Below are 14047 nucleotides of genomic sequence, written 5' to 3' on the forward strand. Positions count from 1 at the left end.
GGAGCTGTGTCCCAGGCAGACGTGCTGTTTACCCATGAAGAAAAAAGCAACGAATTCATGTTGGGTGAAACCAGTGCCAGAACACTGGTGGGTTATACTGGTGATGTCAAGTACGCTGATAAGAAGACCCGGTATGAGTCAGGCCTTTTAAAACGTTTTTTCGGCAAGGTTAAAACCGGCAGAAATACAAGCGAGTTTGACTTGAAGGCAAATACGGTTTCAGAAGTGGACTGGGCAAATCGCTATGTCTATGTTTACCCGATTGCAAATATTTCCGATCCTGAATGGCACCGGAAACGAAGCCCCATGATAAAGGAACGCCGGGAGCTGGTTGAACAAAGATATGAGGTGTCACCCCCCCAAATATCTTTTGAATTCAGCAAAGAACCTGAAACAGTAAATGGATATTCAACCAAAAGAGTGGATATCAAACTAAATCTTGAAACCACTGACAAGAAAAAAAATGCAAAAAGTCTTACAAGGATAACCCAGTCATTATGGCTTTCCACTGAGGTTAAAGGATATGATCTTTACACAAATTTTAACAAAGCGCTTTCCAGGAAAACAGGAGTAAACGGCTACAGGCTGGGACTTTTAGGTGACCTTTTAAGTTATTACCCCCAGGACCTTGCCTCAATTGAGGATGACCTTGCCAGGGTAGACGGTTATACCGTGAAGGCAAAATTTCTTCTTGAAGGATCATATATCCAGACTTTTGAGGACAAACCGCCCAAAAAAACAGATAAGGTTTTCAAGGATGAAACCTCGGTGTTAACCCGTGTTCAGGAAATACCGTCTCTTGATTCAAGCTTGTTTCTGGCACCTGAAAGCTTTGCCAGAAAAAAGATAAAATAAACGAGGTGAGACTTTTGCGGTGACATCAGGTTGGCGCTGAATAAGGACCGCAGACAAAGCCCGGCATTGAAGCCGGGCTTTGTCTGGTTAAATATTTAAGGCCCAAGCTCAAAATAAAACCTTCCATATGGTTTGCCTTTTCATCCGTCTTCTTCGTTGTGTCAATGGGTACATATATTTAATATGCTCCCATCGTCACGCCTTGAATACGAACAAAAATTCTAAACCATATTTTGGAATGTTTTATTCCGATCATGGGCCTAAAGTTGTGCAGCATTTATCTATATCTGTTTAGACTGCGGCTGCCTGGGCCTTAAATCCCTTACATATTTCTGGATGGCCTCTTCGCTGTTCCTGGGCGTGATAAGACTCACACCGATATAAAAAAAAAACCCTATAAATACCCAGTAAAATTGATGGGGGGTCGACAGCTTGTTGGCCGGATCACTTAAGAAAAACCAGTGGTAGCTTCCCAGGTGATATTTTGCATACATCCATGACCCTGTGGAACAGGCGGTCATTACAATGATATTAAGTGCTGCGGCAATGGTCGTGCCCCTTTCCCACCACAGACCAAGGATGAGTGGCGGACCGACGGAACAAAGGATTACGATAAATGCAGCACCTGAAATATCGAGTACAAGCGCCGGTGGTTTAAAGGAAAACAGTGCACAGACCAATATAATAAAAATTGTCATACACCTGGTACACTGAACCGGTTTTTCCTCAGGCCATGTAGATCCGAAAACCTTGCCGATAAGGTCGCGGCCAAGAACAACATTCAAAACCATGGTCCAGCCGGCTGCGGTAGCCATGGCAATCGCAAGTCCTCCGGCAGCAATGACGGCCAGCAGAAACGGGCTGTTTAACGCTTCGTTGGCAGCGATCATGGAGTAATCCGTAACGGATGCACCTGCAACGCCGTATGCGGTTTTCATGTGTTTTAACAGACCCATGGCGCTGTTAATGCCTTCTGTCTGCATAAGCGGATGCAGCTGCTCTATCAAAACCTTGGTTCCGGTTCCGATGATGACAAGCCCACCATACATGGCACCACCGATAAGAACAGCCCAGAAAACACTCCGGCGGGCTGATTTGATATCCTGGGTTGTGAAGAACCTGACAACCGTATAAGGCATGGCGGAAAAACCAAAATGCCATACAAAAAAGAAACCGACCACGCCGGTCCAGGTACTCATCAGAGGATGGGAAGCCGTTTCCGAAACATAAGGCATATTAAAGAATGTGGGGCTGTTTGCCAGAACCGCATCTGTAAGGCCGTTAAGTCCGCCGTAATGGCTTATTACATAAAACATTGCCACAAGTGAGCCCACGGTCATGGCAATCCCCTGGAAGGCAGTGGAAAGGGTGGTTGCAACCATGCCGCCGTAATAAATATATGCAAAGATAATTACCGAGGCCAGGATGACGGAAATAGTAAAGTTAACCTTTAAGATACAAAGCAGGAACAGTGCAGTACCAACAATTGAGAGGATAACATATGCAAAGCCGCCGATAACCGTCGGGATGGCAGCCCAGAGCCTCATCCACCTGGTTTCGTATCGGTCTGCATAGTAATCGGTAAAAGATGTGGGTTCATACTTTCTTAAAGGCGCTGCCGTCAGAAGCGTGGCAATAGGCATGCCGCCGATAATGCCGACCAGAGCCCACCAGAAAGGATAACCAAGAAGAAAGATAAATGCCGGAAGCCCCAGAAAACTTGCCGGGCTGAAATAGGTTGCGGCAAGGGCACTGCCGTTTACAAAAGGACCGACTTTCCGACCTGCAACATAAAAATCAGAGGCATCAAGAGAGGCTTTTCGTGAGGTCCAGCCAATGTAGAAAATGACAAGAAAATAAGCAAGTGCGCCGAGTAAAACAATTGGATTAACGCTCATATTTCACCTTCTTCCTGTTTCAGCTTTTCCTCTCTTTTCTCTTCAGACCAGTAGAATAAAAAAGAGATGATAATGTTGATGATCCAGAGGCCGAAAAGCCAATTGTAAAGATAGCAGGCCGGAAAACCAAAGACTTTCTTCAGTGGAAGTCCCGGAATCGTCATCTCCAGAATAATGAAAAGAAACACCCAAGAATACATCAGACCTGTGCCTGCCCAGAAAATTTTTGGCATGCCTTTGAACATAGAATCCTCCAGTTTTTAGGATGGTTTTATGTAGCCCCGGAAGGCCGATATTTTTTCCGGCTTCCGAGTCCCTTAAATCTTAAAGTTCGGTTAAGCAATATGTGTCTTTTTGCCGCCTTGTGCGCTGCTGTAGTGAAATCTGCCGGCTGCTTTAATGTGCATGGCAAGGCCGTTTTCATCTAAGCTACTCTCTTAAGGTGTCTGCATCTGCTCAAAGGTTTAACCATAAAAGTTGTAATCAGCAGGGTATAAAAATGTATTGGGGATACAAATATGAGAGCTGACGGAATTTAACAATCAGCAAATGCCTGATTTTAAATGTGAGCAAAATCCTGATGGGAGATAGGATTTTTGCCTAGGGAGAAGCCATATATATGATGTATTTCCTGTTTATAACTTTTGAAAATATAAGTAATACGAGGCCGTCACTGATGGTATGATTGAATCTTTTTCCATAATTATCGAGCGGTCATAATTTATCCACTTGATTAATTCAATCGATTGAACTAAATCTGATGGAGCAGATCAAAAACACAAACTGGGAGACCTTGTGGTTAAAAAAAAGAACGCCCCCGACACCAAAGATCGTCTGCTTGACGCCGCCATAGACGTATTTGGCAGACATGGCTTTGATTCGGCCACCACCCGGATGATTGCCAAAGCAGGCAACGTGAACATTGCCGCCATCCCCTATTATTTCGGGGGCAAGGGCGGGCTTTACCAGACCGTCATCGATCATATTGTTGACCAGATCAAAAAGGAAGCCGGAGAGCTGCTGGAACAAATTGACGAGACGACCTTCACCAACGATAGCGGTCGGCAGCAGGCCCGGGAACTGATGCAGGCCATTCTCGAACGATTTATTCATTTTATTGCCGGTTCGGAACAAGGGCAGCGTTTCTCCAGAATCCTCCTGCGGGAGCAGATGTTCCCAAGTTCTGCCTATGACACTATTTTTGAAGGGTTCCTGAAACCTGTGCTTGATGCGTTGTCCACCCTGATCATGGCGACATCCGGAAAATCCGATCCCAGGCAGGCAACATTTAAAGCCATGACGCTCATGGGCCAGGTGCTGATTTTCCGGGTGGCCCGGGAGACCATTGTCCGGGGGCTTGACCTTGAAGGGTATTCCCCGGAAGAACTGGAAGAAATCCGCGCCGTGATTGTGGGCAATGCCCTGGCAATCACGTCAACGCCAAGCCAATAGAGAATAAGGAAATTGTTATGAAAAAAGTATTACCTGTCATCATACTGATCCTTGCGGCAGCCGGTGCGTATATGTATTGGCAGAATCAGAACAAAAAACAGGATGAAAATGCCGGCATCTTCAAAATTTACGGCACCATCGATATTCGCGATGCATCCCTTGCGTTCACAGAACAGGAACGGATTGAAGCAATTCTGGTCGAAGAGGGCATGCGTGTAAAAAAAGGCCAGGTGCTGGCAAAACTTCGCACGGCAAAACTCGATGCCGCCATCAAGGAACTCACGGCCCGGATCGCGGCCCAGCAGGAGACCGTGGCCAAACTGGAAGCGGGCAGCCGGTCCCAGGAAATTGACCAGGCCCGGGCCGAGGTGCAGGCAATCATGGCCCGGGTGGCAAATGTCACCCGCACCGTAAAACGCCTCAAAGCCACCTCCCGATCCGGGGCCACCAGCATTCAAAATTATGATGACGCAAAAGCACAACTAAAGGTTGAACAAGCCCAGCTGGCTGCCGGCCGCAAAGCCCTGGATCTGCTCATTGAAGGCCCACGCAAAGAAGATATCGCCGCAGCCCGACACCAACTTGATGCGCTTGGGGCAAGCCTTGATCAGCTTCAGGTGCGCCTGTCCGACATGATCCTGATCGCACCTGCCGACGGTATCATTCAGTCCAGAATCCTGGAACAAGGGGAACTTGCCGGGCCTTCCAAGCCCGCTTTTGTCCTGGCACTTTGTGATCCCAAATGGGTCCGGGCATACATCCCCGAGCCCATGCTGGGAAAAATCAATCTGGGCATGACCGCCCAAATTTTTACGGATACGTTACCCGGGCAGCCATTGGACGGATGGGTGGGCTTTATTTCACCCGTGGCGGAATTTACCCCCCGGGCTGTGGCCACCGAAGACCTGCGCACCCAGCTGGTATACGAAACCCGGGTATTTGTAAAAGATCCAAAGGATATGTTACGTCTGGGCACACCCGTAACCGTGGCCATTAATAAAAATCAAACCGACGCCCGGCCTGCTGTTCCGGCAGAAACTGCGAACTTATCCCGGGAATCGGTGGAATAGGATATGAACAGCAGCGTGAGCCGCGTAAGCGTGGCATTGCCAACAAAGGATACGGGCGTTGAAAATATGCCCTTGATGCATGCAGACCGCATATGCAAAACCTTTGACACCCCAAGCGGTAAAAAAATCCAGGCCCTGGATGGAATCAGCCTCAAAATTGTCCAGGGCCGGGTAACCGGTCTTGTGGGCGCGGACGGTGCGGGAAAAACCACCCTGATTCGCATTGCCGCAGGTCTTTTAGTGCCCACGACCGGACAGATGAGCCTGCTGGGACTGGACAGCGTGGAACACAGTCTGGAAATCCAGAGCCGTGTGGGGTATATGCCCCAGAAATTCGGTTTGTACCAGGACCTGACCGTGATCGAAAATCTAAGACTTTATGCGGATCTTCAGGGTGTTGCCTTAAAAGAACGGCACGCCCGCTTTGACAAGCTGCTGACCATGACCGATCTTACCCCGTATACAAAAAGACGGGCAGGCGCCCTTTCCGGCGGCATGAAGCAGAAATTGGGCCTGGCCTGTGCCCTGATAAAATCCCCTGAATTACTCCTGCTGGACGAACCCACCGTGGGCGTAGACCCGGTGTCCCGGCGGGAGCTTTGGAAAATCGTTTATGACCTGGTGGAAAATGACAGGATCGGGGTCCTGGTCTCCACAGCCTACCTGGATGAGGCACAACGCTGCGACCAGGTCAAGGTGCTGCACCAGGGGCGCCTTTTGGCCCAGGGCAGTCCGGACAGCTTTACCGCCAAAATGACGGGCCGGGTGTTCCTGGCCGGCCCGGATGAACAGATACGAGCCAGACAGATTTACACCCGGCTGGCCGGACAGGAAGGCATTGCAGACGCCACAATCCGGTCCGGGCGGGTGCGGGTGGTGCTTGACAGCGCGGTATCCCCGGAAAGCGACAACACCCCGGATACCGGAAAGCAGAAAATTGCAAGCCTGCTGAACCGGGCTGCCGACACAATAACAGCGGCAGACCCGGTCTTTGAAGATGCGTTTATGGCCCTGATCCCAAGGGGCGATGCCCAGCTTCATACGCCATCTTCAGATCAGACAACGCCATGGGTTCCGGGGTCGTCATCCGGGGATGATGCGGCCGTCATAACAAACAATTTATGCAAAAAATTTGGAGATTTTACGGCGGTTTCAGACCTCACCCTTGATGTCCGCCAAGGTGAAATCTTTGGATTGCTGGGTCCCAATGGCGCCGGCAAAAGCACTACATTCCGCATGCTGTGCGGGCTGTTACCCGCCACATCCGGGGACATCCGGGTGGCGGGCCGCAATCTGCGGCGATCCCGTGCCAAAGCCAGGGCACGCCTGGGATATATGGCCCAGCAGTTTTCACTTTACGGCCAGCTCAGTGTGGTGGAAAACTTTAAATTTTTTGGCAGGGCATACGGCCTTTCCGGCAAACAGCTCAAAAACAGAATGGCCTGGGCCTTTGATGAATTCGGGCTGAACGCCTGGCAGGACAAACCGGCCGGAGAGCTTCCCGGCGGATACAAACAGCGTCTTTCCATGGCCACGGCCCTGCTCCACGAACCGGACATCCTGTTTTTAGATGAGCCCACCTCCGGGGTGGACCCCTTTGCCCGTCGGGAATTCTGGCTGCGCATCAACGGGTTTGCCGAACAGGGGGTCACCGTCATCGTCACCACCCATTTTATGGAAGAAGCAGAATACTGCGACCGCATGGTGATCATCAGCCGGGGCAAAACCCTGGCCATGGGCACGCCGGGGGAAATCCGCAGCCTGGCCCGGACACCTGAAACCCCGGCCCCCACCATGGATGATGCCTTTATCACCCTTTCACAAGGAGACCGGTCATGACCCGTTTTTTCATGCGCCTTTTCGGGGTGCTTCGCAAGGAGACCCTCCAGATCTTAAGGGACCCCAGCTCCATTATCCTGGCCCTGGTCATGCCCATGGTGCTGCTGATAATTTTTGGATATGGTGTAAGCCTGGATGCCGAACATGTGCCCATGGTCCTTGTCAATCATGACAAAGGTCCCATGTCCCGGGAACTTGCGGCGCGGGTTGCTGGCTCTGCCAATTTCAAAATAAAAACCGCCGAGAGTATGGCCCAGGCGCAATCGCTTATTCTGGCACGAAAAGCCGAGGGCATTATCCTTTTACAGAATAATTTCACGGCAATTCTTGAAGGCGCGGCGGCAGGCACCGGCACAGGGTACAAGGCTCCGGTCCAGCTGATCATCAACGGCACCGACCCCAACCGTGCCCGGCTCATTGAAGGATATGTGAAAAGCATTGCTGCCAAATGGACATCCATACGGGTGGCCCGGGGGCAAACCGCCATGGTGTCCCTGGTTTCCATATCCCCGCGTATCTGGTTCAACGAGGCCGCCATTAGCCGCTACTTTTTGATTCCGGGCCTGATTACCTTGATCATGACGCTCATCGGCATCCTTCTTACAGCTTTGGTCATTGCCCGGGAGTGGGAGCGCGGCACCATGGAGGCCATGCTGGTGACGCCTTTGCGCAAGATCGACATCCTGTTGGGTAAAACCCTGCCCTATTATTTTCTGGGCATGTTCGGCATGGTCATGTCCGTGGTGGTGGGCACCACCCTTTTCGGCGTGCCTTTCCGGGGTTCCGTGGGTGCGCTTGTGGGCTTAAGTTCCCTGTTCATGCTCACTTGCCTTGGATTCGGACTTTTCCTTTCCGCGGCCATCCGTATCCAGTTTGTGGCGGCCCAAATCTCGATTGTGGCAGGTTTTTTACCGGCCTTTTTTATATCCGGCCTGATATTTGATCTTGAATCCACACCGAAATTCATCCAGGTCATCAGCTATATTTTCCCGGCCAGATATTTTGTTACCATCGCCCATACCCTGTTTGCCGCAGGAGATGTTTGGCCCGTACTGCTGCCCAATGCCCTGGTGCTGGCATTCATGGCACTTTTGTTCCTGGGACTGGCATACCGCAAAATATCAAAACGACTGGAGTAACCATGCAGACCCTCAGACGTCTGATCGCCCTGATATTAAAAGAATTTCTCACCATCATGAAGGACCCTAAAAGCCGGTTTGTGGTGATTGTACCGCCTATTCTCCAGTTCCTTATCTTTAGCTATGCCGCCACCTTTGACCTGGAAAATGTCCGGTATGCCGTGTTTGACGAATGCCGGTCTGTCCTGTCCCGGTCATTTCTGGCCGGTATTGAAGGTACAGGACGGTTTAAGCTCACAGGATATCTTGAAAATGTCGGACAGGTTAAAGAGATCATTGACAATGAAAAAGCCCGACTGATGATCCATATCGGACCCCGGTTTGAAGAATGCCTGCGATCCGGCCGACCTGCACCGATCCAAGTCATTGCCGACGGCAGAAGCCCCAATGTGGCTATGATTGCCATTGGATACCTGGGTACAATTGTGGAAAATTTTAATAACAGCCTTTTGGAACAAGGCATAGCCCAGGGCAGCGGGCCTGGCCTGGCCCTGGTGGAACGGGCCTGGTTCAACGAAAATCTAAGCAGCCGATGGTTTATGGTCTCAGCGCTTGGTGGGGTGATCAGCACAGTGGTAGTGATGACCCTCATTAGTCTCTCCGTTGCCAGGGAAAGGGAGTTCGGCACCTTTGACCAGCTTCTGGTGGCCCCGTTCAGTCCGGTGGAGATTCTGGTGGGCAAATCCATGCCGGGCATTGTCTTTGGCATGCTGGACGCCCTGATTTTTTCCGGGGGGGCGGTGCTCTGGTTTCATATTCCCTTCCGGGGAACGATCAGCGCCCTTATGGTTGCTCTATTATGCTTTATCATCACCCTTGTGGGAATAGGACTGCTGGTGTCTTCACTGTCCACCACCATGCAGCAGGGGCTTTTAGGCGCATTTTTATTCCTGATGCCTGCGATCACGTTGTCCGGACTTGCCACGCCCGTGGAAAATATGCCCATGTGGCTTCAGCAGGCAAACATGTTTAATCCGGTGCGCCACATCATCACAGCCCTTCGCAGGATTTTTCTTGAGGGCGCAGATCTTGTCACGGTTTGGCCCCAGATCTGGCCATTATTAATCATGGCGTGCATCACGCTGCCCCTGGCAACCTGGCTGTTTAGACATCGATCCGTGTAATGGATTTAGCTGTTACTTACTGTGAAGGTGAAATCAACGTTTTAAAATCCGCCAGTTGCTCGGCATTGCCCATGACAGCAATTAATTCACCTGCTTTGAACTGATAATCTGCATCCGGGTTGGGTTGCAACACGCCGTCATGCATCACGCCAACCACTGATATCCCGATTTTGGTGCGAAGATCCAACTCTTTAATTGTCCGGCCTATCACGGGACTGTCGGCCACCAGTTTTATCCAGTTAAACTCCAGCAGATCACACGCTTTCTGTAGTTGAGACAAGGTGCGATATCTCGGAGAGACCTTGAAGAACGGGGCATACAGCTCCCTGCGAAAGGCGTCGGTATATGTCTGGATATCTGTGGTTGGGATATTTAAATGCAGCAACGCCTGGCGGGTGAATTGCAGGCCGGCCTCAAATTCCGGCTGAATCACTTCCTGTATGCCCTGTTCATGCAGGGCCTGCATCTGTTCTACCCCTTCGGCCCTTGCCACAATATTGACCTTGGGGTTTAAATGGCGGATCTGGTCGCAGACGGTTCCGGTGACATCAATCCGCGGTGTGGTAATGAGCACAAGGTTGGCCTCTTTTATCTTGCCGGCCTCCAGCACAACATCCCGGGTGACATCCCCGTAAATCACCGGGAACCCCATGCTCTTGGCCTGGGTCACCCGCCGGTAATCAATTTCAATAATGACAAAGGCCAGATCCAGGCGCTGCAGAATCTGGCCGACATGAGACCCAATCCGCCCCCCGCCGGCAATGACCACATGATTGCGCAAACCGGTGTCAGGTAAATTGATGGTCTGTACAGGCTCTTTTTTAAACATACGCTTTCGCAACCCGTACAGTGGTGCGGTCAATCCCGAAACAAGCGGCGTCAATAACATGGTTACAATCGCAGTTGCCAGTGTCAGGGAATAAAGATCATTGGATATGGATTCGGTGCTGATGCCGACCCGCGCCAGCACAAATGAAAACTCTCCCACCTGGAACATGCTTAATCCCAAGGCCAGCGGTATGACGTTGCCATAGCCGAATATGCGGCTTAATATGCTGAAAATAAGTCCCTTGCCTGCGGATACAAATACAACCACAATCAGGATTGTTTGCCAGTGCTTAGCCAAAAAAACCGGATCCAGAAGCATGCCCACCGATACAAAAAAAAGCAAACCAAAGATATCCCGCAGCGGAATAATATCGCTCAGTGCCTGGTGGCCATAATCAGATTCGCTGAGCACCATTCCGGCGACAAACGCACCAAACGCAAAAGACAATCCAAATAAATAGGTGCCATATCCCACGCCCAGACCAACTGCGGTGATTGCCAGCAGAAATAATTCCCTTGAATTGCGTCTGGCAATATAGGCCAACAATTTTGGAATGAGTCGTGTGCCTATAAAAACCATCAGAAACAGGAATGTCACCGCCTTGACCGCTGCCCAGCCAAGCGCATGTATCCCTGCTTCGGGTTGATTTAACTGGGGCAGAATAATCATCAAAGGAACAACTGCCAGATCCTGAACAATCAACATGCCGATCATGACCCTGCTGGAAAGGGTGCCCATTCGCCCCTGGCTCATCAGTGTTTTAAGAATCACCATGGTACTGGATAAGGCAATGAGCCCCCCAAACCAGAGCGAGTCGGTAAAAGGCCAGTTAAATATTTTACCGATACCAAAGCCAAGGAGAATTGAAAGCAGCATCTGTATCGGGGTGCCGATCAAGGCAATCCGGGCCACAGGTTTCAGTTCTTTTAATGAAAACTCCAGTCCCAGGGCAAAAAGCAAAAGCGCAACACCAATCTCAGCTAATAATTCGATATCGTGGATATTGGAAACTGTGACGCCCCCAGTAAAGGGACCAACCATAACACCGACCAGAATGTATCCCAGGATTAAAGGCTGTCTTAACCGCTGGGCGATAAGGCCGCCAATTAAACCGGCCACAACAATAATTGCAATATCAGAAGCTATACCCATCCGTATGTATCCCTGAAATTAGTTGATAATTATTTAATCTGTGGTCCTTATTCCCAATGGGAAATAAAAAATCCCAACCCTGGACCATGAATGATCAATCTGACATAATAATAAAATTTGAATTAGAAAGCCACTGGCTTTCATATAAAATAGCCACGGGCTGACTTGGTCTCTCGACACCCAGGTTCAGCCAACAACGAAAGTTTAACAATCTGTGTCGCTTACACAAACTTTCTTATAACAGCCATGGGCTGACTTGGTCTATCAATACCGAGGTTCAACCCACAACAAAGCATGAAAGTAATTCAGTCACTTATTGGAACTTTCATATAAAAAAAACGAAACAAGCACAACAAACACTTAATGATCAGGATTGGAGGAGAAATTAATGGATCCAGAAAAAATGATCAATGGTTTGACAAAAGAACTGGCGGCTGAATTGAAAACAATGTCCAAGACAAAAGATATTGATGCAAAGGAAACGCATAGCCGGATTATAAAAAATTTATGTCAATCGCTGGGGGTCTTTTTTGATTTAATGAGTGAGATGATGCCTTATGACCCTGATGAAGATGATGATTTAGATAATGAAGATATTCCATTTTAAACGCATCCGTTTCACCGGGCTTACTGAGCCAATTACCGGGAGAAAATTCGAAATAAATCAGTCCTTTAATTTGCCATACATTTGAACATCGTTATTTTCTTCTTGACTTCATTTAATTTATATATAATAAATTAACTTTAATTAAAGTGAATAAATTGATTATGAATTTTATAAGCCTGCTATTAGCTCTCCTTCTTATCGAGGAGGTGGTTCTTGACACCTCCGGGCGAAGGGGCTCTTAGTGGCATAATATTTATAAGTGAAAATAAAAGCCGTTATCAGCCCTGCCGGGCAGATAACGGCTTTTTTTATTTTTATCCGACACAATAAAGGGGAAGAACATGGCGATCAAAAAGAATGGAAGCGGAACGTGGGTACTGGAACAGACTCAGATTCCGGGCGAAACCAGGCAGGAAGTAGAAATATTTGACACCACCCTGCGGGATGGTGAGCAAGGCGGGGTAACTTTTAAAGGGAATTCAAAATTTAAAATTGCCCGGTTTCTTGCGGATACGGGGGTCAGTACCATAGAGGTTGGGTTTCCCAGTTCAACCCCCTTGGAATTCGATACGGTGAAACAGATTGCCGATACCGTGGAGGGCCCTCATATCTGCGGGCTGACCACCATGGACCTTGAAAATATCAAGCGGACATGGCAGGCCCTGGAAAATAATCCCAATCCCACCATCCACGTGTTTACCCTGAACATTGACGAAGCATCCATCCGGGCATATAAGGCAGACCCCAATGAGCAGATTGAAAAAGCCTCCCGGGCAGTTGCCTATGCAAAGGAGTTGACGGGCGGTAAAGGCCGGGTGGAATTCTCGGCCCAGAACACCATCCTGGCCCTGTCCCAGTCCCTGAATCCGGAACATAGTTTTCTGCAGGAATATATCTCTAAAATCTATGGCCATGCGATCAAGGCCGGCGCAGACGTAATCAACATCCCCCATACCGTGGCCAAGGGAATTGAAATTGAAATCCAGGAAGCCATCCAGTATTTTAAGATGCTTGTGGAGGGCACGAATGACGTAATCTTAAGTTTCCACGCCCACAATGATTTCGGGGTCAGTGTCGCCGATACCCTTGCAGCTGTTAAAGAGGGAATCAGGCAGGTGGAAGGCACCTGGTACTCCCTGGGAGAAAGGGCAGGTAATACGCCGTTGGAGCAGGTGATCATGAATCTTTCATTGAAACCTGCCTACAACCGGAAATTCTTTACCTCCTTTAAACTTGAAAAAACCAATGCCGTGGCAAGGTTCATTGAAAGGGAAAGCTGCATTCCCATTCCCTACAATGCGCCGGGAGTCGGCCCCAATGCCCTGCGCCACGGGTCGGGCGTTCATTCTGACGGAGACAAAAAGGGCAAGGCCATTGGAGAGAATATTTACCTGCCCTGCGCACCCGAGGATATCGGCTGGACAGGCAATACCCACCAAATCACCAAGCTGACCGGTGTAAGCGGCGTCACAGCCAGACTGGAGGAGCTGGGATACGAATTTAAAAAGCCCTTTGTCCGGGAACATATCATGCCCGTGATCAAGTCCCGGGACATTACATATGGGGACAAGGAACTGCGTATGATCGGGGATGATTTCAGGTACACAGGAAAAGACCATATCGAGTTTGTGGATTACGCATTCAACAAGTTTGCCAACTCCAGTGTCCGCCAGGCCCAGGTGGTACTGGTCGTTGACGGTGAAAAAAAAATCGGCGAGGCATTCATGGGTAAAAACGGCCCCATCAATGCGGTCTTCAGTGCCATTGACGATGTCCTGGGACTTGGTGAAAAAAAGCCCAAACTTGTGGTTTATGAGCCCAGCAACCGCGGACGGACCCACTCTTCGACGGCAGAAGCATTGGTTGTTCTCAGCGGCAACGGCAATGAACTGAACTATAACTTGGCTGCCCCGGTCTGGCTGGGTAAGGCCGAGGATGATGATACCATCACAGCATCTGCCAAATCCTATGTCCAGGCGTTAAGCCGGTTTATGACGGACATGAAAGGACAAAACGGAACAGATAAAAATTAGCAGATGATTGAAATCGTTATTGTATGCTAAATGAAGAACGTATAATTAC

Annotated in this window: 11 protein-coding genes; 8 read left to right on the top strand and 3 right to left on the bottom strand. The window is 49.5% G+C overall.

Annotated features, from left to right (window positions below):
- Window positions 1-6: 6 nt before the first annotated feature.
- Window positions 7-855 carry a hypothetical protein gene (locus EYB58_RS05765; RefSeq protein WP_131072015.1) on the top strand — a complete coding sequence of 283 codons (849 nt, stop codon included), beginning with the start codon at window positions 7-9 and terminating at the stop codon, window positions 853-855.
- Between the two features lie 281 nt (window positions 856-1136).
- On the opposite strand, the gene EYB58_RS05770 is transcribed toward EYB58_RS05765, so the two are convergent.
- Window positions 1137-2753 carry a sodium:solute symporter family protein gene (locus EYB58_RS05770; RefSeq protein WP_111957513.1) on the bottom strand — a complete coding sequence of 539 codons (1617 nt, stop codon included), beginning with the start codon at window positions 2751-2753 and terminating at the stop codon, window positions 1137-1139.
- Complete coding sequence (locus EYB58_RS05775) at window positions 2750-2998, bottom strand: hypothetical protein (RefSeq protein WP_111957515.1); 249 nt, start codon at window positions 2996-2998, stop codon at window positions 2750-2752. Before EYB58_RS05775 ends, EYB58_RS05770 begins: the two co-directional genes overlap by 4 nt.
- Before the next feature lie 550 nt (window positions 2999-3548).
- Between EYB58_RS05775 and EYB58_RS05780 the strand changes: the two genes are divergently transcribed.
- Genes EYB58_RS05780 through EYB58_RS05800 form a run of 5 tightly spaced genes read left to right on the top strand, consistent with a single transcriptional unit; the run spans window position 3549 to window position 9377 of the window.
- Window positions 3549-4205 carry a CerR family C-terminal domain-containing protein gene (locus EYB58_RS05780; RefSeq protein ID WP_111957517.1) on the top strand — a complete coding sequence of 219 codons (657 nt, stop codon included), beginning with the start codon at window positions 3549-3551 and terminating at the stop codon, window positions 4203-4205.
- A gap of 17 nt (window positions 4206-4222) precedes the next feature.
- Window positions 4223-5275, top strand: a complete 1053-nt coding sequence (locus tag EYB58_RS05785) for an HlyD family secretion protein (protein WP_111957519.1) — start codon at window positions 4223-4225, stop codon at window positions 5273-5275.
- Between the two features lie 3 nt (window positions 5276-5278).
- Window positions 5279-7114, top strand: coding sequence for an ATP-binding cassette domain-containing protein (locus EYB58_RS05790; RefSeq protein ID WP_111957521.1), 1836 nt, complete (start codon window positions 5279-5281; stop codon window positions 7112-7114).
- Window positions 7111-8253, top strand: coding sequence for an ABC transporter permease (locus EYB58_RS05795; protein WP_111957523.1), 1143 nt, complete (start codon window positions 7111-7113; stop codon window positions 8251-8253). Before EYB58_RS05790 ends, EYB58_RS05795 begins: the two co-directional genes overlap by 4 nt.
- Before the next feature lie 2 nt (window positions 8254-8255).
- On the top strand, window positions 8256-9377 hold the full coding sequence (locus tag EYB58_RS05800; RefSeq protein ID WP_111957525.1) for an ABC transporter permease: 1122 nt from the start codon (window positions 8256-8258) through the stop codon (window positions 9375-9377).
- 16 nt (window positions 9378-9393) lie between these two features.
- Here EYB58_RS05800 and EYB58_RS05805 read toward each other — a convergent pair whose 3' ends face one another.
- Window positions 9394-11358, bottom strand: a complete 1965-nt coding sequence (locus EYB58_RS05805; protein WP_111957527.1) for a monovalent cation:proton antiporter family protein — start codon at window positions 11356-11358, stop codon at window positions 9394-9396.
- Between the two features lie 388 nt (window positions 11359-11746).
- Here EYB58_RS05805 and EYB58_RS05810 point away from each other — a divergent pair, with 388 nt between their 5' ends.
- Window positions 11747-11965: a hypothetical protein gene (locus tag EYB58_RS05810; protein ID WP_111957529.1), complete on the top strand. Its 219-nt coding sequence runs from the start codon at window positions 11747-11749 to the stop codon at window positions 11963-11965.
- Between the two features lie 341 nt (window positions 11966-12306).
- Window positions 12307-13998, top strand: a complete 1692-nt coding sequence (locus tag EYB58_RS05815) for an alpha-isopropylmalate synthase regulatory domain-containing protein (protein ID WP_111957531.1) — start codon at window positions 12307-12309, stop codon at window positions 13996-13998.
- Window positions 13999-14047: the final 49 nt, after the last annotated feature.

Origin of the sequence: Desulfobacter hydrogenophilus (assembly GCF_004319545.1) — a bacterium.
In the GTDB taxonomy this organism is placed as follows: Bacteria; Desulfobacterota; Desulfobacteria; order Desulfobacterales; family Desulfobacteraceae; genus Desulfobacter; species Desulfobacter hydrogenophilus.

What these genes read in the sequence shown, in the direction of transcription:
- EYB58_RS05795 (WP_111957523.1), top strand. Translation starts at nt 7,111, where the DNA reads ATGACCCGTTTTTTCATGCGCCTTTTCGGGGTGCTTCGCAAGGAGACC.
- EYB58_RS05770 (WP_111957513.1), bottom strand. Translation starts at nt 2,753, where the DNA reads ATGAGCGTTAATCCAATTGTTTTACTCGGCGCACTTGCTTATTTTCTT.
- EYB58_RS05815 (WP_111957531.1), top strand. Translation starts at nt 12,307, where the DNA reads ATGGCGATCAAAAAGAATGGAAGCGGAACGTGGGTACTGGAACAGACT.
- EYB58_RS05785 (WP_111957519.1), top strand. Translation starts at nt 4,223, where the DNA reads ATGAAAAAAGTATTACCTGTCATCATACTGATCCTTGCGGCAGCCGGT.
- EYB58_RS05800 (WP_111957525.1), top strand. Translation starts at nt 8,256, where the DNA reads ATGCAGACCCTCAGACGTCTGATCGCCCTGATATTAAAAGAATTTCTC.
- EYB58_RS05790 (WP_111957521.1), top strand. Translation starts at nt 5,279, where the DNA reads ATGAACAGCAGCGTGAGCCGCGTAAGCGTGGCATTGCCAACAAAGGAT.
- EYB58_RS05805 (WP_111957527.1), bottom strand. Translation starts at nt 11,358, where the DNA reads ATGGGTATAGCTTCTGATATTGCAATTATTGTTGTGGCCGGTTTAATT.
- EYB58_RS05810 (WP_111957529.1), top strand. Translation starts at nt 11,747, where the DNA reads ATGGATCCAGAAAAAATGATCAATGGTTTGACAAAAGAACTGGCGGCT.
- EYB58_RS05775 (WP_111957515.1), bottom strand. Translation starts at nt 2,998, where the DNA reads ATGTTCAAAGGCATGCCAAAAATTTTCTGGGCAGGCACAGGTCTGATG.